This is a genomic window from Pseudomonas sp. GD03862 (genome assembly GCF_029840855.1).
GTDB classification, from domain to species: domain Bacteria; phylum Pseudomonadota; class Gammaproteobacteria; order Pseudomonadales; family Pseudomonadaceae; genus Aquipseudomonas; species Aquipseudomonas alloputida.
In genome coordinates this window covers 121357-145305 of sequence record NZ_JAOCDI010000003.1, presented here as the reverse complement: position 1 = coordinate 145305, position 23949 = coordinate 121357, and the positions used below count along the sequence as shown (strand labels likewise).

At 62.6% G+C, this 23949-nt stretch carries 18 protein-coding genes; 6 read left to right on the top strand and 12 right to left on the bottom strand.

What is annotated here, in order from left to right:
• Window positions 1-2: 2 nt before the first annotated feature.
• The 6 genes from tatB to N5D53_RS03455 all read left to right on the top strand — a co-directional run bounded on the left by tatB (window position 3) and on the right by N5D53_RS03455 (window position 7447).
• A complete protein-coding gene (gene tatB / locus N5D53_RS03480) occupies window positions 3-389 on the top strand; it encodes a Sec-independent protein translocase protein TatB (protein WP_014592672.1) in 387 nt (128 codons plus the stop codon).
• A complete protein-coding gene (gene tatC / locus N5D53_RS03475; protein WP_104962691.1) occupies window positions 386-1174 on the top strand; it encodes a twin-arginine translocase subunit TatC in 789 nt (262 codons plus the stop codon). The genes tatB and tatC overlap by 4 nt, the downstream gene beginning before the upstream one ends.
• On the top strand, window positions 1171-1878 hold the full coding sequence (locus tag N5D53_RS03470) for a 16S rRNA (uracil(1498)-N(3))-methyltransferase (RefSeq protein ID WP_020192065.1): 708 nt from the start codon (window positions 1171-1173) through the stop codon (window positions 1876-1878). The genes tatC and N5D53_RS03470 overlap by 4 nt, the downstream gene beginning before the upstream one ends.
• Window positions 1879-1979: 101 nt before the next feature.
• Window positions 1980-3896: a methyl-accepting chemotaxis protein gene (locus N5D53_RS03465; RefSeq protein WP_104962692.1), complete on the top strand. Its 1917-nt coding sequence runs from the start codon at window positions 1980-1982 to the stop codon at window positions 3894-3896.
• 503 nt (window positions 3897-4399) lie between these two features.
• Window positions 4400-6343: a methyl-accepting chemotaxis protein gene (locus N5D53_RS03460; protein WP_104962924.1), complete on the top strand. Its 1944-nt coding sequence runs from the start codon at window positions 4400-4402 to the stop codon at window positions 6341-6343.
• Window positions 6344-6496: 153 nt separating this feature from the next.
• The gene (locus tag N5D53_RS03455) at window positions 6497-7447 is read left to right on the top strand and encodes an RHS repeat-associated core domain-containing protein (protein ID WP_190869877.1); all 951 of its coding nucleotides are present in this window, start codon (window positions 6497-6499) and stop codon (window positions 7445-7447) included.
• A gap of 112 nt (window positions 7448-7559) precedes the next feature.
• Here N5D53_RS03455 and N5D53_RS03450 read toward each other — a convergent pair whose 3' ends face one another.
• The 12 genes from N5D53_RS03450 to hutU all read right to left on the bottom strand — a co-directional run bounded on the left by N5D53_RS03450 (window position 7560) and on the right by hutU (window position 23735).
• Complete coding sequence (locus N5D53_RS03450; protein ID WP_064491104.1) at window positions 7560-8294, bottom strand: amino acid ABC transporter ATP-binding protein; 735 nt, start codon at window positions 8292-8294, stop codon at window positions 7560-7562.
• Complete coding sequence (locus N5D53_RS03445) at window positions 8287-9249, bottom strand: amino acid ABC transporter permease (protein ID WP_010955582.1); 963 nt, start codon at window positions 9247-9249, stop codon at window positions 8287-8289. Before N5D53_RS03445 ends, N5D53_RS03450 begins: the two co-directional genes overlap by 8 nt.
• A 79-nt stretch (window positions 9250-9328) precedes the next feature.
• Window positions 9329-10126 (bottom strand): transporter substrate-binding domain-containing protein, encoded by a 798-nt coding sequence (locus tag N5D53_RS03440; protein ID WP_026031986.1) that lies wholly within the window; start codon window positions 10124-10126, stop codon window positions 9329-9331.
• A gap of 555 nt (window positions 10127-10681) precedes the next feature.
• The gene (gene mdoH, locus N5D53_RS03435) at window positions 10682-13255 is read right to left on the bottom strand and encodes a glucans biosynthesis glucosyltransferase MdoH (protein WP_190869876.1); all 2574 of its coding nucleotides are present in this window, start codon (window positions 13253-13255) and stop codon (window positions 10682-10684) included.
• Window positions 13248-14987: a glucan biosynthesis protein G gene (locus N5D53_RS03430; protein WP_279839875.1), complete on the bottom strand. Its 1740-nt coding sequence runs from the start codon at window positions 14985-14987 to the stop codon at window positions 13248-13250. The genes mdoH and N5D53_RS03430 overlap by 8 nt, the downstream gene beginning before the upstream one ends.
• 263 nt (window positions 14988-15250) lie before the next feature.
• On the bottom strand, window positions 15251-15688 hold the full coding sequence (gene dtd, locus N5D53_RS03425) for a D-aminoacyl-tRNA deacylase (RefSeq protein ID WP_003249262.1): 438 nt from the start codon (window positions 15686-15688) through the stop codon (window positions 15251-15253).
• Window positions 15685-16656 carry a prolyl aminopeptidase gene (gene pip, locus N5D53_RS03420; protein ID WP_003249260.1) on the bottom strand — a complete coding sequence of 324 codons (972 nt, stop codon included), beginning with the start codon at window positions 16654-16656 and terminating at the stop codon, window positions 15685-15687. The genes dtd and pip overlap by 4 nt, the downstream gene beginning before the upstream one ends.
• A 169-nt stretch (window positions 16657-16825) precedes the next feature.
• Window positions 16826-17629 carry an N-formylglutamate deformylase gene (gene hutG / locus N5D53_RS03415; protein WP_104962696.1) on the bottom strand — a complete coding sequence of 268 codons (804 nt, stop codon included), beginning with the start codon at window positions 17627-17629 and terminating at the stop codon, window positions 16826-16828.
• A 10-nt stretch (window positions 17630-17639) separates the two neighbouring features.
• A complete protein-coding gene (hutI, locus tag N5D53_RS03410) occupies window positions 17640-18845 on the bottom strand; it encodes an imidazolonepropionase (protein ID WP_190869875.1) in 1206 nt (401 codons plus the stop codon).
• 15 nt (window positions 18846-18860) lie between these two features.
• A complete protein-coding gene (locus tag N5D53_RS03405; protein WP_010955588.1) occupies window positions 18861-20264 on the bottom strand; it encodes an amino acid permease in 1404 nt (467 codons plus the stop codon).
• Between the two features lie 156 nt (window positions 20265-20420).
• On the bottom strand, window positions 20421-21953 hold the full coding sequence (hutH, locus tag N5D53_RS03400) for a histidine ammonia-lyase (protein WP_010955589.1): 1533 nt from the start codon (window positions 21951-21953) through the stop codon (window positions 20421-20423).
• Window positions 21954-22061: 108 nt separating this feature from the next.
• Window positions 22062-23735 (bottom strand): urocanate hydratase, encoded by a 1674-nt coding sequence (gene hutU, locus N5D53_RS03395; RefSeq protein WP_190869874.1) that lies wholly within the window; start codon window positions 23733-23735, stop codon window positions 22062-22064.
• Window positions 23736-23949: the final 214 nt, after the last annotated feature.

Genomic DNA, 23949 nt, shown 5'->3' with positions numbered 1-23949 from the left:
CCATGTTCGGCATGAGTTTCAGCGAGCTGCTGCTCGTCGGCCTGGTCGCCCTGCTGGTGCTCGGCCCCGAGCGCCTGCCGGGTGCCGCGCGCACGGCAGGGCTGTGGATCGGCCGGCTCAAGCGCAGCTTCAACAGCATCAAGATGGAAGTGGAGCGCGAAATAGGCGCCGACGACATCCGCCGCCAACTGCATAACGAGCACATCCTGCAGATGGAAGAGGAAGCCAAGCGTATCCTCAACCCAATGACGCCACCCGCACAGCCGCCGGTCACCACGGCCAGCGTGCAGCCACCTGCCGGGCTCGAAGCCAAGCCGGTCGAAGCACCCGCTGCCCCGGCCGCACCGTCTGAACCGCCTCAACCGCCTCAACCGCCGCGAGCCCCATGAGCGAGAATCCGGAACACGACCAGCCAATGCCGCTGGTTTCGCACCTGACCGAACTGCGCACCCGCCTGCTGCGCTGCGTTGCCGTCATTTTCCTGATCTTTGCCGGGCTGTTCTCCTTCGCCCAGCAGATCTACACACTGGTTTCCGCGCCACTGCGCGAGCACTTGCCGGCCAATGCAACGATGATCGCCACCGATGTGGCCTCGCCGTTCCTCACGCCGTTCAAGCTGACCATGATAGTGGCGCTGTTCCTGGCCATCCCGTTCATCCTCCAGCAGATCTGGGGCTTTATCGCCCCCGGGCTGTACCGTCACGAGAAGCGCATTGCCATTCCGCTGCTCGTATCGAGCATCCTGCTGTTCTACGCCGGCATGGCCTTTGCCTATTTCCTTGTGTTCCCGCTGATGTTCAAGTTCTTCGCCGCTGCCACCCCGGCAGGCGTAGCGATGATGACCGACATCGCAAGCTACCTCGACTTCGTGATGACGCTGTTCTTCGCCTTTGGCGTGGCCTTCGAAATCCCGGTGGCGGTGGTGCTGCTGGTGTGGATCGGCGTGGTCGACGTGAAGTATCTGAAGAAAGTCCGCCCGTATGTGATCATCGGCTGCTTCGTGGTCGGCATGGTCCTCACCCCACCGGACATCTTCTCCCAGACCCTGCTGGCCGTGCCCATGTGGCTGCTGTTCGAGATCGGCGTGCTGTGCGGCAGCCTGATCCGCAAGCGCAGCGCCCACGACGAAACCGCCGACGACCATAACGACCAGCCACCAGCGACCCAACCGTGAACCTGTTGCTTCTTGAAGAGGCCGACTTCGTCTCGGCCAACCGCGTCGTTCTTGCTGATCGGCGCTTCACCCATATGCAGGAAATCCACCGCGTGGCAGTGGGCGACAACCTGCGCGTGGGCCGTATCAACGGCCTGATGGGCAAGGCCACGGTGCTGCGCCTGGAAAAGCACGAAGCCGAACTTGAAGTGGCCTTCGACCAGCAGCCACCGGCGAAGCTGCCGCTGACCCTGGTGCTGGCGGTGCCTCGGCCCAAAATGCTGCGACGGCTGTTCCAGACCGTGGCCACGCTGGGCGTGCCGCGGCTGATCCTGCTGAACAGCTACAAGGTCGAGAAAAGCTTCTGGCAAACGCCCTTTCTTCAGCCCGACACCATTCGCGAGAACCTGATCCTGGGCCTGGAACAGGCGCGTGACACCGTGCTGCCCGAGGTGATCATCGAAAAGCGCTTCAAGCCTTTTGTCGAAGACCGCCTGCCCACCATCGCTGCCGGCACCCTAGGCCTGGTCGGCCACCCCGGCCCTTACCCAGCCTGTCCGCGCGCCGTAGAACAAGCCGTTACCCTGGCCATCGGCCCTGAGGGTGGCTGGATCCCCTACGAGGTCGACCTGCTGGGCAAGGCAGGCCTGGCGCCGGTACAGCTGGGTGATCGCATCTTGCGGGTGGAGACCGCCGTCACCGCGCTGCTTTCGCGTATTTTCTGACACAAACACCCCTTCTTCGCCCATCAAGTTTCCCCCTCCCGGGCCGATGGCCTTGGCAACAATACAATTATTTGTGCTGCCAAGCCGCCGGGGAGTCGAACATGTATCAATGGTTAGCCCAATCGCTGGGCAATGTGAGCGTCAACCGCAAACTGGGGCTGGGTTTCGGCCTGGTGCTGCTGTTGACCTTGGCGATTACCCTGACCGGCTGGCACGGCATGGACAGCATCATCGACCGTGGCGACAAACTGGGAAACATCTCGGTCATCCAGCAATACACCCAGGAATTGCGCATCGCCCGCCAGCAGTACGATCGCCGCCGCGACGACGCTTCGCTGGCAGAACTGGAAAAAGCCCTGAGCAACCTCGACCGCCAGGTGCAGCTGATGCTTGGCCAGATCGAACAACCCGCCGATCGCCAACGCCTCGAACAGCAACGCGAGGCAGTGCGCATCTACCAGCAGGCATTCAACGAGCTGAAGCAGGCCGACCAACGCCGCGAAGCCAGCCGTGATGTACTGGGTAGCAGCGCCGATAAGGCCGTGGATCTGATAGGCCGCGTACAGCGTAGCCTGCTGCAAGGCGCTGACATCAATCAGTACCAGCACGCGGTGGACGTCAGCGCCCTGCTGCAACAAGCGCGTTTCCAGGTGCGTGGCTACACCTACAGCGGCAATGCCGATTACCAGCAAACGGCACTGAAGGCCATCGACCAGGCCTTGGCCGAACTGCGCGCCCTGCCGGCCAAAGTGCCAGCCGAACATGCTGCCAGCCTGGATGATGCCGCCACAGCCATGGGCGGCTACCGCGATGCGGTGACCCAGTTCGGCAATGCCCAGCTCGCCAGCGAGCAAGCGCTGCAACGCATGGTTGAACAAGGCACGGTACTGCTGCAGACCAGCCAGATGATGACCGCTTCGCAAACCGAGGTGCGCGATGCCGCTGCCGCGCAGGCCAAAACACTGCTCACGGTTGCCACCGTGCTGGCACTGGCCCTTGGCCTGCTGGCCGCCTGGGCCATTACCCGGCAAATCATCATCCCGCTGCGCCAAACACTGCGCGCCGCAGAGCGTGTGGCCAGCGGAGACCTGACCCAGAGCCTGCAGGTGCAACGCCGCGACGAACTGGGCCAATTGCAGGCCAGCATGCATCGCATGACCCAAGGTTTGCGTGAACTGATCGGCGGCATTGGCGACGGCGTCACGCAGATCGCCAGCGCTGCCGAGGAGCTGTCGGCGGTGACAGAACAGACCAGCGCCGGGGTCAACAACCAGAAGGTCGAAACCGACCAGGTGGCGACTGCGATGAACCAGATGACTGCCACCGTGCACGAAGTGGCACGCAATGCCGAACAGGCTTCGGAAGCCGCCTTGATGGCCGACCAGCAGGCCCGCGAGGGTGATCGCGTGGTGGGCGAGGCGGTGGCACAGATCGAGCGCCTGGCCAGCGAAGTGGTCAACTCCAGCGAAGCGATGAACCTGCTCAAGACCGAGAGCGACAAGATCGGCAGCGTACTCGACGTAATCAAATCGGTGGCCCAGCAAACCAACCTGCTGGCCCTCAACGCGGCAATCGAAGCCGCCCGCGCCGGTGAGGCCGGGCGTGGCTTTGCCGTGGTTGCCGACGAAGTGCGCAGCTTGGCCCAGCGCACACAGCAGTCGACCGAAGAGATCGAAGAGTTGATTGCCGGCCTGCAAAGCGGCACCCAACGGGTGGCCAGCGTGATGGACAACAGCCGCCAACTGACCGACAGCAGCGTCGAGCTGACCCGCCGCGCCGGCAGCTCGCTGGAAACCATCACCCGCACGGTGTCGTCGATCCAGGCGATGAACCAGCAGATTGCCACGGCGGCCGAGGAGCAGACGGCGGTGGCCGAAGAAATCAACCGCAGCGTGATGAATGTGCGTGATATTTCCGACCAGACCTCGGCAGCCAGTGAGGAGACGGCCAGCTCCAGCGTGGAACTGGCGCGGTTGGGTACCCATTTGCAAGGGTTGGTTGGGCGGTTCAGGCTGTGATCTGAACTAGCGGTCGCCCGGTCGGGCCTCTTCGCGGGTAAACCCGCTAATGGGCCAAGCCGGCTGGCCAATCTCCACCCGCCGTTCACCGTTGCCGCCGCCACCGTATTCGCGGGTAAACCCGCTCCTACACACAAATGCACAGGCCTTCGTAGGAGCGGGTTCACCCGCGAATGGGCCGGCCTTGCTGGCCAATCTCCACCCGCCGTTCACCGTTGCCGCCGCCACCGTATTCGCGGGTAAACCCGCTCCTACACACATGCACAGGCCGTCGTAGGAGCGGGTTTACCCGCGAAGAGGACGGGCCTGCTGGCCAATCTCCCCCCGCCGTTCACCATTGCCGCCGCGAAGAGACCGGCACAGGACGAAATATATCCTACTGTTCGCGGCGAATTTTCCTACTTGATTATCAGGTCAAGTCCTACAGCTCCGCTGCCGATGGGCAGAGATGTGATGCCAGCCATGCGCCTGCATCCTTTCTCTCACTCGCTCGGAGATTCCCCATGCTTGGCTCCCTCAACCGCAAGCTCGGCAACATCAGTGTCGCCGCCAAGCTGGCCCTCGGCTTTGCCGTGGTCCTGCTGCTCACCCTGGCCACCACCATCAGCGGCTGGCGTGCCCTGGATGGTGCCATCGTGCGCTCACAGCAACTCAGCGAAATAGGCCTGATCAATGACCTGACAAAAGACCTGCGCGCGGAACGCATCACCTACCGCGTGCTCAACGACGATGCCAGCAGAGCGCGCATCAGCAATATCCTCGACCAGCTCAACAGCATGCTGACCACCCTGCAGCAACGCAGCAACGTCGATGAGTCACGGCAGTTGCTGACAGAAAAAATGGCATTGTTGCAGAGCCTGCGCGACAACTTCAGCGAACTGCAGCGCAGCGTCGCCAGCCGTGTAGCCCTGCGCGAAGCCCTGCAGTCGCAGGAGCATGCACTCAGCGAGGCGATTGACCAACTGCAGACCCAGGCCTTGCTGAAAATGCCTGACGACAGTCAGCAAAGTGGTGTGCTGGGCCTGATGGACACCCTCAGCCGGCATGTCGAAGGTGCCAACCAGCAAAGCCTGGTTCCAGCCTACACCTTCGTCCCGGTCGAGGATTTTGCCAAAGTCGGTGATAACGCCCTCGACGCCGCCGACAGTAGCCTTGCGCAACTGCTTGAAGGCCTTGCGCCGTTGGGCTTGCCACGCGCCATCAGTGAGCAACCGGGTGTCGAGCTGAGCAAGTACCGCACCAGCCTGGATCAGTATCGCCGCGCCGCCGTACGTGTCGAGCAGTTGCAGAACAACATGGAAAACATGGGCAATGAGCTGCGAACAGTGAGCCTCGAACTGGGCAAACGCAAGGTCGAACAACGCGACAGTGAGGCCCTGGCCGCCCGGTCGCTGCTGACCAGTGTGGCGCTACTGGCAATGGTGGTAGGGGCTCTGGCGGCTTGGCTGATCACCTTGCAGATCACCCAGCCGTTGCGCCAGACGCTGGCTGTGGCCGCCCGCATAGCCAAAGGGGACCTGAGCCAGGTCGACACCGTGCAACGTCGCGACGAAATGGGCCAGCTGCAAACCAGCATGCGCGAGATGACCTTGAGCCTGCGCGAGCTGATCGGCGGCATTGATCAGGGTGTCGGCCAGCTGTCACAGGCCGCCACGCAGTTGGCGGCCAGTAGCGAAGACACCAAGCTGCGCATCAATCAGCAGCGCGAGGAAACCGACCAGGTGGCGACTGCCATGAACCAGATGAGCGCCACCGTACAGGAAGTGGCACAGAACGCCGAGCAAGCCTCCCTGGCCGCGACCAACGCTGACCAGCAGGCGCAGGTGGGTGACCAGGTAGTCTCCGAAGCCATCGGCCGTATCGAACAACTGGCCGGGCAGATGGACCATTGCCTGGCGGCCATGCAGCACCTGGCAGGCGAGAGCCAACGGATTGGCAGCATCCTCGATGTGATCAAGTCGGTGTCCGAACAGACCAACCTGCTGGCGCTGAACGCAGCGATCGAAGCGGCACGGGCCGGTGAAGCCGGGCGCGGCTTTGCCGTGGTGGCCGATGAGGTGCGTGGCCTGGCCCAGCGCACGTCGACGGCGACCGAGGAGATCGGCCAACTGATCGACAGCCTGCACAACGGTACCGACGAAGTGACCCGCTTGCTGGACAGTAGCAAGAGCCTGACCGAACAGAGCGTGGAGCTGAGCCGCAGGGCCGGGCACGCATTGAGCCAGATCACCGACACGGTGTCGAGTATTCAGGGCATGAACCAGCAGATCGCCACCGCCAGTGAGGAACAGAGCGTGGTGGCCGAGCAGATCAACCGAAGTGTGATCAATGTGCGGGATGTTTCGGATCAGACCAGTGCGGCCAGTGAGCAGACGGCAGCCTCGAGCGGGGAGTTGGAGCAGTTGGGGCAGCAATTGCGGGGGATGGTTGGGCGGTTCAGCATCTGAGGTTAGCGGGGCTGCTTTGCGGCCCCTCGACCGTTCAACCCAGGCTTGGGCATAAAGAATTACCGGAGCGCACCAACCTGGCATTTTTGCCAGTTGTCGGGGCTACCTTGCTGCCCGCATCCTTGAGGTCATGATTCAACAGGGAATCTTCTGATGGCTAATCGTCAGTTACGCTTTTATGAGCATGATCGGCTCGCATCTATTGGAGTGCCCGGTAGTTCAATAAGAGTGATGAACGCGGCCGGCACTCCGCTGTGCCAGCTAGGGGGGTCACTCTTTACCGAGACCAACCTGATTGCTTTGGACAGAGCAAAGTCCGTGTTGGTTTCGACCCAGAGTTCTGCCATCAACAGCGTGACATACTGTGCTTATGGAAATTACGGCACTGGGCCTTTACCTGTAACACTAGGCTTCAACGGAGAGTATCTGGAATATTTCGGCGTGTACTTGTTAGGCCGCGGAGAACGTGGATACAGCCCCCGTCTGAGGCGATTTATTTCTGCCGATCGTGCCAGCATATTCTTGGCCGGAAATCTTAATGCATATGCTTATACTGCGGGAGACCCGATTAATTATAATGATCCTTCAGGAAATGCCCGTGGACTTATAGCGCGCTACAAGGATTGGAAAGCTGGAAAGTCTCTAGTCAAAGCTTCAAAAAATTTGAAACATCACATAGACAGCACTGAAAATTTAGAGTTTAACGTCGGAAACGAAGAAAGAAAACACGCTCAGATACAGCAAGATATTCAAACGACTGATACCAGACTCCAAGAAATAAATGAGGAAATGTTAGCGCTCATGGACGACATGAGCAAAATGGATGGAACAGTCATATACGAAAATAGCAAGCACGGCGTAAAGGGAAATTACTTATACGCAGGTTACGCCAATAAAGCGTCCGGATTGAGGAAGCTTGCAGCCAAGCATGACCAGTTGACTACAAAGCGCCTCCAACTAGAGCAAACACCGTCGAAAGTTGAGGCAGCAAAGTGGCGAGCTGAACAGAACAAAATAGCAATTCAGGCAGCGCGCAGCCGTCTAAATTACCTAACGAATAAATATCCTCATGTAGCTTCAAAAGCAATTAGAAAAATCACTTAAGCCACGCAATTATTCATTTGCCAGCTGTATTCCAAATCAACGGATGAGTGAAATAGCCAACCCGCAGAAAGCGAGTTTCGGGGGTTGGCTACGCTCTACCGCCCACCAAGTTTCACAATACCTGGCGCAGGAACGCCTGCGCGCGCGGGTCCTTCGGCGAATCGAAGAACGCGCCTGGCGCGGAATCTTCCAGCAGCTTGCCATGGTCGAAGAACAGCACCCGGTCCGCCACTTCGCGGGCAAAGCCCATTTCGTGGGTGACGCAAACCATGGTCATGCCTTCCTGGGCCAGGGTCTTCATCACGTCCAGCACTTCGCCGACCATTTCCGGGTCAAGCGCCGAGGTCGGCTCGTCGAACAGCATCACCTTCGGGTCCATCGCCAGGGCCCGGGCAATCGCCACCCGTTGTTGCTGGCCGCCAGACAAGCGCGACGGGTACTCGTTGGCCTTCTGCGAAATACCCACCTTCTCCAGCAACGCCCGGGCCTTGGCTTCGCGGTCAGCCTTGTTGCGCTTGCGCACCACCTTCTGCGCCAGGCACAGGTTTTCCAGCACAGTCATGTGCGGAAACAGGTTGAAGTGCTGGAACACCATGCCGACTTCGCGGCGGTAGGCATTGATGTCGGTCTTGGGGTCGGCCAGTTGCAGGCCGTCGATGGCCACATGGCCTTGGTCGAAATGCTCCAGGCCGTTGAGGCAGCGCAGGAACGTCGACTTGCCCGACCCCGACGGGCCGAGCACGACCACCACTTCGCCCTTGGCGACCTGAGTGGTGACGTTATCCACAGCCCTTACCACCTGGCCACGGGTGTCGAAGACTTTCAGCAGGTCTCGGACTTCAATCACTTTGCGCAAGCCTCCGCTCGAGCCGGCTGGCGATGTGCGACAGCGGCAGGTTGATCAGCAGGTACAGGCCTGCCACGCAGAACCAGATCTCGAAAGTAGAGAACGAGGTGGTGATAGCCTCACGGCCACTCTTGGTCAGTTCGGTGATGGCGATCACCGACACCAGCGAGGTGTCCTTGACCAGGCTGATGAACTGGCCGGCCAGGGGCGGAAGCACGCGCTTGAAGGCCTGCGGCAAGATCACATGGCGCATCGACTGGCCAGCGTTCAGGCCCAGCGACCGGGCAGCCTCGTTCTGGCCCTTGGCGATCGACTGCACGCCAGCACGGACGATCTCGGCCACGTAAGCACCAGTGAACAATGCCAGCGCCGCTACCCCGGCAAACTCGCGGGACAGGTTGAGCACGGTGCCGATGAAGAAGTAGAAGATGAAGATTTGCACCAGCAGCGGCGTGCCGCGCACCAGTTCGACATAGACGGTCGACAGGTCGCGCAGGGTCGGGTTGTTCGACAACCGGCACAATCCGGCGAACAGGCCGATCACCAGGCCCAGCGCCCCGGACACCACCGAGATCCACAAGGTGGTCCACAGGCCCCATGCCAGCGGGCCAGCGGCCCAATGGCGGGTTACCCCGATCTGGTCGCCCTCGGCAACATCGTCGCCGCGGCTCAGTTGCAGGCTGTCCTTGTCCACATCGAGCACTTGCTCGGCACCACTTTCGTCCTTCAGCGTGACGCGGGCGTTGTCACCGGAAATGACGATTTCCTGCACAGTGCCGTAGCCGGCAGCGCGTTGCGTTTCCTCGGCCTTGTAGGCGAAGTACTGCGGTACGCGGTTCCAGCGCCACTCGTAGGAAATCATCGAGGTGGCCATGTAAAGGCTGAGCGCCAGGCCTACCAGGACCAGGGCGGTCAACCCATGCCAAGGCCACTGGGCTTTCTTGTGTTTGATCACGTGGGGTACTTCCGTAAATGCGAACGCGCAGGGTTTGCCTGCGCGTCGGGGTCATAAAGCCGGGCTTGTGGCCTGAGCCTTATTCCATTTCCTTCAGCCAGTCCTTGTTCTTGAACCACTTGTCGTGAATACGATCGTAGGTCCCGTCGTGCTTGATCTGGTGCAGGAAGTTGTTGATGAAGTTGATGCTGTCGTAGTCGCCTTTCTTCAGGCCGAAGGCCAGCGGCTCGTAGGTGAAGGGCTCGTCGAGGAACAGCAGCTTGCCGGCACCGGCTTTATCCACCGCCACCACGTTGTACGGCGCGTCATAGACAAAGGCGTCAGCCTTGCCGTTGACCACGTCCATGACGGCTTCCTGTTCGTTGTCGTAGCCGTGGTACTTGGCTTTGCTGATCAGCTTCTTGGAGACCATTTCGCCGGTGGTGCCAAGCTTGGAGGTCAGGCGGTACTTCTCGTTGTTCAGGTCCTTGTACGACTTGATCTCGCCAGCCAGCTCCTTGCGGATCAGCAGGGTCTGGCCAACCACGATGAAGGGTTCGCTGAAGTTCAGACGCAGGTTACGCTCCTGGGTCAGGGTCATGCCGCTGCCGATCATGTCGAACTTGTCGGTCAGCAGCGCCGGGATGATGCCGTCATAGGCGGTGGACACGGCCTCGAACTTCACGCCCATGGACTTGGCCATGGCCTTGAGGATATCGACTTCGAAGCCGATGATCTCGCCACGCTTGTTGGTCATCTGGAACGGCATGTAAGTCGGGTCCATGCCCACCCGCAGGGTGCCACGCTTGACCGCGTCATCGATGGCGCCCGCCTGGGCCGCGGTCACGGCGACCAGGGCGGTCACACCGACCAGCAGTCGCGAAAGGTATTTCTTGATCATCACCAAGTCCCCTAGCAAGAAAAGTAGCGAATCTTATTGTGTTGGCACGGCCGTACTGGCCGAAGCGTCGTATCGGAGAGGGATGCTAACGCATGGCGGCCCGTGGACCTAGAGCCGCGGGGGGACTTTGTTGGCCAAAATGAGGGGGCTAGGCCAAAAAGCTTCGCGGGTGAACCCGCTCCTACAAGGGCATGTGTATCCCTGGTAGGAGCGGGTTCACCCGCGAAGAGGCCAGATCAGGCGCCCCGTAGGAGCGGGTTCACCCGCGAAGAGCCCCGGCCAGGCGCCCCGTAGGAGCGGGTTCACCCGCGAAGAGCCCCGATCCAGCGCCCCGTAGGAGCGGGTTCACCCGCGAACAGGCCCGATCAGGCGCCCTGTAGGAGCGGGTTCACCCGCGAAGAGCCCCGATCCAGCGCCCCGTAGGAGCGGGTTCACCCGCGAAGAGCCCCGATCCAGCGCCCCGTAGGAGCGGGTTCACCCGCGAAGAGCCCCGGCCAGGCGCCCCGTAGGAGCGGGTTCATCGGGGCGCCGAACCGCCGCGAACAGGCCCGATCAGGCGCCGACGAGGCTCGGTTGGTCTGCGTTTTCCGGGTGCAACGGCAACAGCGGCGAATGCGGGTCATTGTTGATCGACGCACGCCACACATCGATCCATGCCGCATTGTGCTCGGCCCACACCTGCTCGTGCAGGCGGCTCAGTGCCACCGGGTCGCTGAGCAGGGCCAGGCGAGTATTGAGGTCCAGGCCTTTCGGCCCGACTTCAATCGCCTTGGCAACGCGCTCGGCACGCAACGCTTCGATCGGTGCCGCCTGGCCATGGCGGGCAGTGGCCATGGCACAGGCCAGGGCATTCTGCCGCGGGTCGACCACGGCCCGCACGAAGCCATCATGCAGGGCATGCCAGCGGTTTTCGTGGGTGTACTGGTCGGTAGCCAGCAGCTCTTGTGGGGTGGCGTATTCCTCTGGGATTAGGAACAGCTTCTCGTCCTTGGCCGCCAGGCCCAGGCGGGTGCGGCTGGAAATCACCGATACCGGGATCGACAACACCAGCGAACCGACGATAGGCGCCAGCCACCACAGGAAGCTCGGGTTCAACCACGCCACCAGTGCGGCCCAGGCAACGCCCAGCAGCGTCTGCGGGCCATGCCGGCGCACCGCTTCGCCCCACGGCGTGGAGTCGTCGTCACGCTGCGGCGAGTTCCAGGTCGCAGCCCAGCCGAGGAACGCGGCCAGCACGAAGCGGGTGTGGAAGATCATGCGTACCGGTGCCAGCAACATGGAGAACAGCATCTCCATCAGCATCGACAAGGTGACCTTGGCTCGCCCACCGAACTCGACGGCGCCCTTGGCCCAGATCAGGATGACGCTGAGCAGCTTGGGCAGGAACAGCAGCACAATGGTGGTGGAGAACAGCGCCACAGCCTTCTCCGGGTGCCACTGCGGCCACAGCGGGTAAAGCTGGTAAGGCTCGATGAAATACTGCGGCTCCATCAGCGTGTTGGTCGCCAGCAGCGCGGTCGACAGCACCAGGAACAGGAACCACAGCGGCGCCGACAGGTAAGACATCACCCCGGTAAGGAACACCGCACGGTGAACCGGGTGCATGCCCTTGACCAGGAACAGGCGGAAGTTCATCAGGTTGCCGTGGCACCAGCGGCGGTCGCGCTTGAGCTCGTCGAGCAGGTTTGGCGGCAGTTCTTCGTAGCTGCCCGGCAAGTCGTAGGCAATCCACACACCCCAGCCGGCACGGCGCATCAGCGCAGCTTCGACGAAGTCGTGGGAAAGGATGGCACCGGCGAACGCGCCCTTGCCCGGCAACGGCGCCAGGGCGCAGTGCTCGATGAACGGCTTCATGCGGATGATCGCGTTGTGGCCCCAGTAGTGCGACTCACCCAACTGCCAGAAGTGCAGACCGGCAGTGAACAGTGGGCCGTACACGCGGGTAGCGAACTGCTGCATGCGTGCATACAGGGTGTCCATGCCCGAGGCTTTCGGCCCGGTCTGGATGATGCCGGCGTCCGGGTTGGCCTCCATCAGGCGCACCAGGCTGCTCAGGCACTCGCCGCTCATGACGCTGTCGGCGTCGAGCACGACCATGTACTTGTACTCGCCACCCCAGCGACGGCAGAAGTCGTCGAGGTTGCCGCTCTTGCGCTTCACACGGCGCCGACGGCGGCGGTAGAAGATGCGGCCAAAGCCTTTGGTTTCGCGGCACACATCCAGCCAGGCCTGTTGCTCGGCCACGGCAATGTCGGTGTCGTTGGTGTCGCTGAGCACAAAGAAGTCGAAACGGTCGAGGTTACCGCTGGCGGCCACCGACTCGAACGTTGCGCGCAGGCCGGCGAACACCCGCGGCACGTCTTCGTTGCAGATCGGCATCACCAGCGCGGTACGCGCCTCGGGCGCGATCGGCTCGTTGCCTGCGCTGCTACCGGAAATTTTGTATTTGTCGCGCCCGGTGAGCAGCTCGAGGAAGCCCATCAGCGCGGTCCAGAAGCCCGCCGACACCCAGCAGAACAGGATGCCGAAGAGGATCAGGATGGAAGTTTGCAGGGCATACGGCCACACCTGCACCACCGTGTCCCACAGCGGCTGGTTGACGATTTCGTCAAAGTCCACGAACGACCAGCCCTGGTACGGCAGGATGCCTTTCATGTACCAGCCAGCGACGATGGTCTGGCCGATCATCAGCGCCAGCAGAATGTAACGGCGGATAGAGCCGACCGTGCGCCAGCGGGCTGGCGGCAGCTCGCGCTTGGGCGGCTGCGGGGCGTTGGGGCGGCCGGTCATGCGTCGCCACATGCGGATCAGCACATTGGTGCGCCATGGCTCGGGCACGACCTTGGTGCGCTTGATCGGCGGGGCGATCTTCAGGCACAGGCGGCCGCTGCCGTCGACGCCGAGCATTTCGGCTTCTTCCAGCTCGGCGGCACTGCCCACGGTCAGGCGCGGGCCCACCGAGGCCTGCACGGCCTCGGCAGAGCTGGCGGCCGGGTTGGCCGCCAAGCGTTGGTGTAGCTCACTGAACGAGGTGCAGCTGGCAAGCTCAGCCCGCTGCTCGTCGCTCAGTGGTAGGTGGGCCAGGTACTCGCCAAGCGATTCCGGCCTTGCGCTTGAGTTACTCATCGGCAGGCAACTGATAGCTCCAGGTCTCGGTCAGCACCTGCTCGGTGGTGGCCGGGGCCCCGTTGGTGGGCGCCGCATCGGCGGCAGGTTGTTCGGCCTTGGCAGATTGCTCAGCCTTGACGGCTTTCTCGGCCTTGGCATGCTTGGCTGCGGCCTTGTCCTGCTTGGCGTCCTGGGCAGGCTTGGCAGGCTCGACCGGTACATCACGCACCAGTGCGGCGCGCATTTCGGTCGACTTGTTGGCTTCCTTGACCTTCAGGCGCAGAGTCAGGCGCCAGCCCTTGGTCTCAGGGTTATAGCGCAGATTGTTCTCGACCACCTCGGCGTTGTCGCCCACGCTGATCTGGCTGCGCACGGCGGTGTCTTCCGGCAGGGCGGCAAGCGCCGGGCCGGCGAAGTCGACCAGGAATGCCACGCTGCCATCTGGCTGGCGGATCAGGTTGGACTGCTTGACGTCACCGGTGGAACGCAGGGTCTGCTTGACCCAGCCCAGATCAGGGGCCTGGAACTTCGGCTCGTCGATGGTCCAGTGCAGGCGGTAGGCGTACTCGAACGGTTTACCTGGCTCCGGCAGTTTCTCCGGGCTCCAGAAGGCCACGATATTGTCGTTGGTCTCGTCGGCGGTCGGGATTTCGACCAGGTCGACGCTACCCTTGCCCCAGTCACCCTTCGGCTCGATCCAGGCGCTTGGGCGCTTCTGGTAGTTGTCGTCGAGGTCTTCGTAGTCGCTGAAGGCGCGCTGACGCTGCATCAGGCCGAAACCACGCGGGTTCTCGACACTGAAGTTACTCACGGCCAGGTGTTTCGGGTTGTTCAGCGGGCGCCACAGCCACTCGCCGTTGCCGGCATGGATCGACAGGCCTTCGGAGTCGTGCAGGGCCGGGCGGTAGTTGAGCACCTTGGACGGCTGGTTGGGGCCGAACAGGTACATGCTGGTCAGCGGCGCAATGCCCAGGCGGCTGACATGGTCACGCAGGAACACGCGGGACTGCACGTCGACCACGGTGTCGTTGCCTGGACGCAGGGTCAGCTTGTAGGCGCCGGTGGAGCGCGGCGAATCCAGCAGCGCGTAGATCACCAGGTGCTTGTCGGCTGGCTTGGGTTTTTCAACCCAGAACTCGGTGAAGCGCGGGAATTCTTCGCCCGACGGCAGGGCGGTGTCGATGGCCAGGCCACGGGCAGACAGGCCGTACACGTGGCCCTTGCCGACCACGCGGAAATAGCTGGCGCCAAGCAGGGTCATGATCTCGTCCTGCTTGTCGGCCTTGTTGATCGGGTACAGCACGCGGAAACCGGCATAACCGAGGTTTTTCGTGGTTTCCGGGTCGTGCGGCACGTCACCGAACTCGAAGCGGTCCGGGTCGTACTTGATTTCCCGGACCTTGGTGGCGGTGACCTCGTTGATTTTCACCGGGGTGTCGAAGTGCATGCCCTGATGATAGAACGACAGCTTGAACGGGGTCTTGTCCTTGGCCCACTCGGCCTTTTCCTGCAGGAAACGGATTTTCTGGTAGTCCGCGAACTTCATGTCGCGGAATACGGCCGGCAGGTTGCTTTTTGGCGCGTCGTACTTCTGGCCGGCCAGATCCTTTGCCTTGGCAGCAACATCGTCAAGATTGAATGCCCACAGCTGGCCCGCGCTCATCAGGCCGACCAGAGCCACACTGGCCATCAGCGCCTTGCGTAGCCCGACGCTGGGGATTCTTGATGCTTTTTGGGGACTAACAATCACGAGCAACCCTCGCCGAAAACAGATCATGAAACCAACGGCCAGCGACAAATGCCGGGTTGGCGAGCACTGTTCGGACCCCGAGAGGGCGTAATGATTCCCCAAACGGATCCAGACAATGCTCGAGTCAGAGTGAAACGGACCTACGAACGCAGGTCCATGCAGCGCGCGATTATCCAGCAGGTTGCGTGACAACGCATCAGGCTGGAGCAACTATTTATCGTACAAAACCCCTTGTTTTCCTGTGAACAAAGGGTTTTTTGACCTCATATTTGTAACATAAATGTTACGGGGCCATCATTGACCAGGTGCACCTGCATATCCGCACCAAAACGGCCGCTGGCCACGTCGGCGTACTGAGCTTTTGCCTGTTGCAAAAGATAGTCGAACAACTCGGCGCCTAGGGCCGGTGGCGCTGCGGTCGAGAAGCTTGGACGCATGCCATTGCGGGTGTCGGCCGCCAAGGTGAACTGTGACACCAGTAGCAGGCCACCCCCGACATCCTTGAGCGACAGGTTCATCTTGCCCTGCTCGTCACTGAAGACCCGGTAGTTCAGCAGCTTGTGCAACAGCTTATCGGCCTGTTCACGGGAATCTTCAGGCTCGACCGCGACCAGCACCAGCAACCCTTGGTCGATGGCGCCGACCACCTCCCCCGCCACTTCAACCCGCGCACCGCGCACGCGCTGCAGCAGGCCCCTCATGCTTCTTCCAGGGGCAGGTCGAGCAGGCGCCGGGCCATCTGGTCGGCGGCACGCACCAAGGCATCGGTGATGCCAGGCTCGGAAGCCGCGTGACCGGCGTCACGGATCACTTTCAACTCACTGTTCGGCCAGGCCTGGTGCAACGCCCAGGCGTTGTCCAAGGGGCAGATCACATCGTAGCGACCATGCACGATCACCGCCGGCAGGTGGGCGATTTTGGGCAGATCGCGGATCAGCTGGTCCGGTTCGAGGAAGGCGTTGTTCATGAAGTAGTGGCATTCGATGCGGGCGATCGACAGCGCCCGCTGCGGTTCGGAAAAGCGGTCGACCACCAGCGGGTTGGGGCGCAGGGTGGCGGTACGGCCTTCCCAGGTGGACCACGCCTTGGCGGCGTGCATCTGGGCGATCTGGTCGTTACCGGTCAGACGCTTGTGGAAGGCCCTGACCAGGTCGCCGCGTTCCTCCGGTGGAATCGGTGCGATGTAGTCCTGCCAGTAGTCGGGGAACAGGCGGCTGGCGCCTTCCTGGTAGAACCACTCGATTTCCTGCGGCCGGCACAGGAAGATGCCGCGCAGGATCAGGCCGTGCACGCGTTCTGGGTGAGCCTGAGCGTAGGCCAGGGCCAGGGTCGAGCCCCAAGAGCCACCAAACAGCACCCACTTGTCTATGCCAAGGTGTTCGCGAATGCGCTCCAGGTCTTCGACCAGGTGCCAGGTGGTGTTGTTCTCCAGGCTCGCATGGGGCGTGGAGCGACCACAGCCGCGCTGGTCGAAGGTGATGATGCGGTACAGGTTGGGATCAAAGTAGCAGCGGCTCTGGGCGTCGCAGCCAGCACCGGGGCCTCCGTGGATGAACACCACGGGCAGACCTTCCGGCGAGCCGCTTTCGTCGACATAAAGCACATGCGGCGCTTCCACGGCCAGATCGTGCCTGGCGTAGGGTTTGATCTGCGGGTAGAGGGTCTGCATTGCGCACTCCGTGTGAGGATTATTCGGCCGTGGGCCATCATAAACCTGAATTGCGCTTTCAGCACCGTCCTTGCTGACGCGTTCGAACGGCGCGAATTGACCCTTGCGCAGAATTCCGGCAACTGCCTCCCACGGTGCCTGGCGACGCCGATAGCGTCGCCGCCTCCACTCAACGCTTGTAACGCTCGTCGCCCCAGGCCAGCAGCGCTTGCAGTAGCTGCCTCAATACCGCTTGCGTCGGTTGCGCCAAGTCTTCCCGGTAGGCAAAAGGCTCGACTTCCTCCATATAGGTGCTTTGCGCCAGCTCCAGCTGCACAGCATGGATATGGTTGGCCGGGTCGCCATAATGCCGGGTGATGTGACCGCCTTTGAACCGACCATTAAGCACGTGGCTGTAACCTTGCACCTTGGCGCACACACCCTGCAGCCGCTCAGCCAGTGCCGGATCGCAACTGGCGCCGTTGAAAGTACCCAGGTTGAAGTCCGGTAACTTGCCGTCGAACAGGTGCGGGATCAGCGAACGGATCGAATGGGCATCCCACAGCAGCGCATAGCCAAACTGCTCACGCAAGCGGTCCAGTTCACGACGAATGGTCGCGTGATAAGGGCGCCAGATCTGCTCCAGGTAGCGTTTGCGCTCTTCGCCAGACGGCGCCAGCCCGTCTTTGAAGAGGGGTTCGCCGCCGAACAAGGTCGCCGGGTACAAGCCCGTGGTGGCGCCGACGTACAGCGGCTTGTCGTCGTCCGGGCGGTTCAGGTCGATGACGAAGCGTGAGTACTCTGCGGCCACCACGCTGGCGCCCATGTCACGGGCAAAGTCGTACAACTGCGGGATGTGCCAGTCGGTGTCCGGCAAGCTTTGCGCCTGGTCGACCAGGCCGTCGCGCACGGCGTCGGTCAGACGCAAGCCAGCGTGCGGCATGCTGATCAGCAGCGGCAGGCGACCTTGGTGAAAACTCAATACCTTGTCCATCGTGCCTCGCTCAGTTGGAGATTTCGTGGCCCATGCGCACTACGCGCTTGGGCAGGTCGCCACCCAGCCAGTAGGCCAGGTCGGCGGGGCGTTCGATTTGCCAGGCAACGAAGTCGGCCACCTTGCCCACTTGCAGCGAGCCGTGGCTGTCACCCAGGCCCAGCGCCGTGGCAGCGTGGACCGTAACGCCGGCCAGGGCTTCTTCCGGCGTCATGCGGAAGCAGGTGCAGCCCATGTTCAGCATCAACCGCAGCGACAACCCTGGTGAGGTGCCGGGGTTGAGGTCGCTGGCCAGGGCAATCTTTACCCCGTGGCGGCGCAATGCATCCATTGGCGGCAGCTGGGTTTCACGCAGGAAGTAGAAAGCACCCGGCAACAGCACGGCGACCGTGCCGGCGTTTGCCATGGCCACGGCGTCTTCCTCTGTCATGAACTCCAGGTGGTCAGCCGACAGTGCCTGGTAACGCGCGGCCAGGCTTGAGCCGTGCAACGATGACAGCTGTTCGGCATGCAGCTTGACCGGCAGGCCCAGTTCGCGCGCCTTGATGAACAGCCGCTCGACCTGGGCCGGCGAGAACGCGAGGTGTTCGCAGAAGGCATCCACGGCATCCACCAGGCCTTCGCTGGCCAGGGCAGGCAACATCTCGTCACAGATGTGCGCGATGTAGTCGTCGGCCCGACCCGCGTACTCCGGGGGCAAAGCGTGCGCCGCCAGGCACGTGGCACGCACCGTCAGCGGCAGCTCGTCAGCCAGGCGGCGGACCACTCGCAGCATCTTGCGCTCATTGGCCAGGTCCAGGCCGTAGCCGGACTTGACCTCAAGGGTGGTCACGCCATCGCGCATCAGTGCCTGAACACGCTGGCGAGCACTGGCGAACAGTTCGTCTTCGCTGGCTGCCCGGGTAGCCCGCACGGTACTCGCGATACCACCGCCCTGCGCGGCGATTTCGGCATAGCTCACGCCCTGCAGGCGCTGCTCGAACTCGCCGCTGCGGTTGCCACCGAACACCGCATGGGTGTGGCAGTCGATCAGCCCGGGGGTGACCCAGGCACCACCCAGGTCAACCGTGCGGTCAGCTTCGACGGGCGCCAGCTCGGCGCGCGGGCCTATCCACTCGATCAGCCCAGCGCTGGTGACGATCGCCGCATCCTCGATGGCCGAGTAGCGGCCATCGGCCATGGTTGCAACATGGCAATGCTGCCAGAGGGTTCTCATGCACAATCTCCTTTGCTAGCGGTGCAGCTCGGCCGGCTCCGCTACCGGCTGGCCCTGCCCTGCGCGCGGCTTGCACCACAGCAGGTAGGACGCCACCAGGAATACCACCCAGATCACGCCGACGATCAATGCCGCCTGGGTGTCCGGGAAGTAACCGAGCACGCCAAAGATGAACACCATGAACGCAATGGCCATGGCCGGGCCGTATGGCCAGAACGGTACCGGGAACTTGAGCTGGGCCACTTGCTCGCGGCTCATGCTGCGGCGCATGGCTACCTGGGTGAGCAGGATCATCAGCCACACCCACACCGTGGCGAAGGTGGCGATCGAGGCAATCAGCAGGAACACATTTTCCGGGATCAGGTAGTTGAGCAATACGCCGATCAGCAGCGCAGCCCCCATCACCACGACGGTCATCCACGGTACGCCATGTTTCGACAACTTGCTGAAACCGCGCGGGGCGTGGCCTTGCTGGGCCAAGCCATACATCATGCGGCCAGCGCCAAAGATGTCGCTGTTGATGGCGGAGATGGCAGCGGAAATCACCACGACGTTCAGCACGGCAGCGGCAGAGCCAATGCCCAGGTTGCTGAAGATCTGCACGAACGGGCTGCCCTGGCTACCGATCTGCGGCCATGGGTACAGGCACATCAGCACGAACAGGGTGAGCACGTAGAACAGCAGGATCCGCAGTGGCACCGCGTTGATCGCTTTGGGAATGACGCGCTGCGGGTCTTTTGCCTCGCCGGCAGTGACGCCGATGATCTCGATACCGCCGAAGGCGAACATCACCACGGCAAACGACGCGATCAAGCCACCCACGCCGTTAGGCATGAAGCCGCCATGGTCGAACAGGTTGCTCATGCCCACGGCATGCCCGGTACCCACCTGGCTGAAACCGAAGGCCATGATGCCGAGGCCGGCCAGGATCATCGCCACGATGGCGCCGACCTTGAGCAGCGACAGCCAGAATTCCATTTCGCCGAATACCTTGACGTTGCACAGGTTGAGGCCGCCGATCAGGAAAACGATGCCCAACACCCAGATCCAGCGGGCTACCTCCGGGAACCAGAAACCCATGTAGATACCGAACGCGGTGACGTCGGCGATGGCGACGATGACCATCTCGAAAGCGTAGGTCCAGCCAAGGATGAAACCGGCCATTGGGCCGAGGTAGGTGGTGGCGTAGTGGCCGAAGGAGCCGGCCACCGGGTTGTGCACGGCCATTTCGCCAAGGGCGCGCATGACCATGAACACTGCAGCGCCGCCGATCAGGTAGGCCAGCAGCACGGCCGGGCCTGCCATCTGGATGGCCGAGGCAGAGCCGTAGAACAGGCCGGTGCCGATGGCGGAGCCGAGGGCCATGAAACGGATGTGGCGGGCACTTAGCCCGCGCTTGAGACCTTGAGCTTGTTGCATGTCACGTCCTTGAATTGTTTTTGTGGTCGTGAGATTCAGGGGGCTGCTGCGCAGCCCCTTCGCGGGCACGCCCGCTCCCACAGGGGATGGTGTTTTGCACCTACTTCTGTGGGAGCGGGCGCGCCCGCGAAGGGCCGCCCAGCGGCCCCAGGGGCGTTACAGGCTTGGCAGTACACCCGCCGGCAGCAAGCCGGTCAGACTACCCTTGGCCAACAGGTCCACGGCCTTTTCAATATCCGGCGCGAAGAAACGGTCACGGTCGTAGTGCGGCACCTCGCTGCGCAGCGCCTGGCGCGCTTGCTCCAGCTTGGCCGAAGTCTTCAGGCCTTTGCGCAGGTCCAGGCCCTGGCACGCGCCCAGCCATTCGATGGCCAGCACGCCACGGGTGTTTTCGGCCATTTCCCACAGGCGCTTGCCGGCGGCCGGGGCCATCGACACGTGGTCTTCCTGGTTGGCCGAAGTTGGCAGGCTGTCGACGCTGTGTGGGTGCGACAAAGCCTTGTTTTCGCTGGCCAGGGCGGCAGCGGTGACCTGGGCGATCATGAAGCCGGAGTTGACCCCACCGTTTTCCACCAGGAACGGCGGCAGCTGGGACATGTGCTTGTCCATCATCAGCGAGATGCGGCGCTCGCTGAGCGAGCCGATTTCAGCGATGGCCAGGGCCAGGTTGTCAGCCGCCATGGCCACCGGTTCGGCGTGGAAGTTGCCGCCGGAGATCACATCACCTTCGGCAGCGAACACCAGCGGGTTGTCCGACACGGCGTTGGCTTCGATGCCCAGCACCTCGGCGGCCTGGCGCAGCTGGGTCAGGCAGGCACCCATGACCTGCGGCTGGCAGCGCAGCGAGTACGGGTCCTGGACCTTGTCGCAGTTCTTGTGCGACAGCGACACTTCGCTGGAGTCGCCCAGCAGGTCGCGGAAGCAGGCCGCGGTGTCGATCTGGCCGCGTTGGCCACGCACTTCGTGGACACGCGCATCGAACGGCGAGCGCGAGCCCAGCGCAGCTTCGACGCTCAGGCCGCCGCAGGCGATGGCCGCGGCATACAGGTCTTCGGCCTGGAACAGGCCACGCAAGGCATAGGCGGTGGAGGCCTGGGTACCGTTGAGCAGGGCCAGGCCCTCTTTGGCGGCCAGGGTCAGCGGTTCGAGGCCGGCAATCGCCAAGGCTTCGGTGGCCGGCAGCCACTGGCCCTTGTAGCGGGCCTTGCCTTCGCCCAGCAGCACCAGCGACATATGCGCTAGCGGGGCAAGGTCACCGGATGCGCCTACCGAGCCTTTCAGCGGGATGTGCGGGTAGACTTCGGCGTTGACCAGGGCAATCAGCGCGTCGATGACTTTGCGGCGGATGCCGGAGAAGCCACGGCTGAGGCTGTTGATCTTCAGCACCATGATCAACCGCACCAGGTCGTCATCCAGCGGCGCGCCGATACCGGCGGCGTGGGACAGCACCAGCGAACGCTGCAGGTTCTCCAGGTCATGGCTGGCGATGCGGGTCGAGGCCAGCAGGCCGAAACCGGTGTTGATGCCGTAGGCAGTACGGTCTTCGGCAATGATCTGCTCGACACAGGCGACGCTGGCGTCGATGGCCGGTGCGGCGCTGGCATCCAGTTGCAGGCGCACGGGCGCGGCATGGATCGCGCGCAGCTGGGCCAGGGTCAGGGTGCCAGGCTTGAGGGTGAGTTCGGTCACGTTACTACTCCAAATCGCGTGGAGCCGCAGGCCCGCTTGTGGGTGCCTGCGCGCTCCTTCTTGTTGTTCAGTATCACCCCTTGCAGGGTGCGATCCAAAGCGTGGTGATCAGCCGGTGATCATCGGCAGGTCCAGGCCCTGCTCCTTGGCGCAGTCGATGGCGATTTCATAACCGGCATCGGCGTGACGCATGACGCCAGTCCCTGGGTCGTTGGTCAGTACCCGGGCGATGCGCTCGGCGGCCTCATCGGTACCGTCGCAGACGATGACCATGCCCGAGTGCTGCGAGAAGCCCATGCCCACGCCACCGCCATGGTGCAGCGAGACCCAGGTGGCGCCGCCTGCGGTGTTCAGCAGGGCGTTGAGCAGCGGCCAGTCGGAAACAGCGTCCGAACCATCACGCATGGCCTCGGTTTCGCGGTTCGGGCTGGATACCGAGCCGGAGTCGAGGTGGTCACGGCCGATCACCACCGGAGCCGACAGCTCGCCGCTGCGGACCATTTCGTTGAAAGCCAGGCCCAGCTTGGCGCGAAGGCCCAGCCCCACCCAGCAGATACGTGCCGGCAGGCCCTGGAAGCTGATGCGCTCGCGGGCCATGTCCAGCCAGCGGTGCAGGTGGGCGTCGTCGGGGATCAGTTCCTTGACCTTGGCGTCGGTCTTGTAGATGTCCTCGGCTTCACCGGACAGCGCCGCCCAGCGGAACGGGCCGACTCCGCGGCAGAACAGTGGGCGGATGTAAGCCGGGACGAAGCCTGGGAAGTCGAAGGCATTGGCCACGCCCTCTTCCTTGGCCATCTGGCGGATGTTGTTGCCGTAATCGAAGGTCGGGATGCCCTGCTTCTGGAAGTCCAGCATGGCCTGCACGTGCACGGCCATCGACTGCTTGGCAGCTTTGACCACTGCAGCCGGTTCGGTCTGCGCACGGTCGCGGTACTGTTCCCAGGTCCAGCCGGCTGGCAGGTAGCCGTTCAGTGGGTCGTGGGCGCTGGTCTGGTCGGTGACCATGTCCGGGCGCACGCCACGTTTGACCAGCTCTGGGAGGATTTCGGCGGCGTTGCCGTGCAGGGCGATGGAGATGGCCTTGCCTTCGGCGGTGTACTTGGCGATGCGTGCGAGGGCGTCGTCGAGGTCAGTGGCCTGCTCGTCGACGTAGCGGGTTTCCAGGCGGAAGTCGATACGGCTCTGCTGGCATTCGATGTTCAGCGAGCAAGCCCCGGCCAGGGTCGCGGCCAGTGGCTGGGCGCCGCCCATGCCGCCCAGGCCAGCGGTGAGTACCCACTTGCCTTTCAGGCTGCCGCCGTAGTGCTGGCGACCGGCTTCGACGAAGGTTTCATAGGTGCCCTGGACGATGCCCTGGCTGCCGATGTAGATCCAGCTGCCGGCGGTCATCTGGCCGTACATGGCCAGGCCCTTGGCGTCCAGTTCGTTGAAGTGTTCCCAGTTGGCCCAGTGTGGCACCAGGTTGGAGTTGGCAATCAGCACGCGCGGTGCGTTGCTGTGGGTCTTGAATACACCGACCGGCTTGCCCGACTGCACCAGCAGGGTTTCGTCGTCTTCCAGGCGGGTCAGGGTTTCGACGATCTTGTCGTAGCACGCCCAGTTGCGCGCGGCGCGGCCGATACCGCCGTATACCACCAGCTCTTTCGGGTTTTCCGCGACCTGTGGATCGAGGTTGTTCATCAGCATGCGCAGTGGCGCTTCGGTCAGCCAGCTTTTGGCGGTCAGCTTGTTGCCACGTGGGGCACGGATTTCAACGTCACGGTATTTGTTGTTGTTGGTCACGGGAAAGGTCCTCTGCGGTCGTCCGCGGGCGGGTATGTCGTGGTCAATATACAAACACACCTTTACTTGTATGTACAAGCATGGACAACCAAAATAATTGGACCTTGTCGTTCTTACCTTGACTTTTTGGGGGGTGAAGCGAGCGCCGGTCCGGCTTGAGTTCTGCGGCGGTGCGAAGATCGAGCGCCGCCCGCGCGGCGCTTCGCGGGTAAAC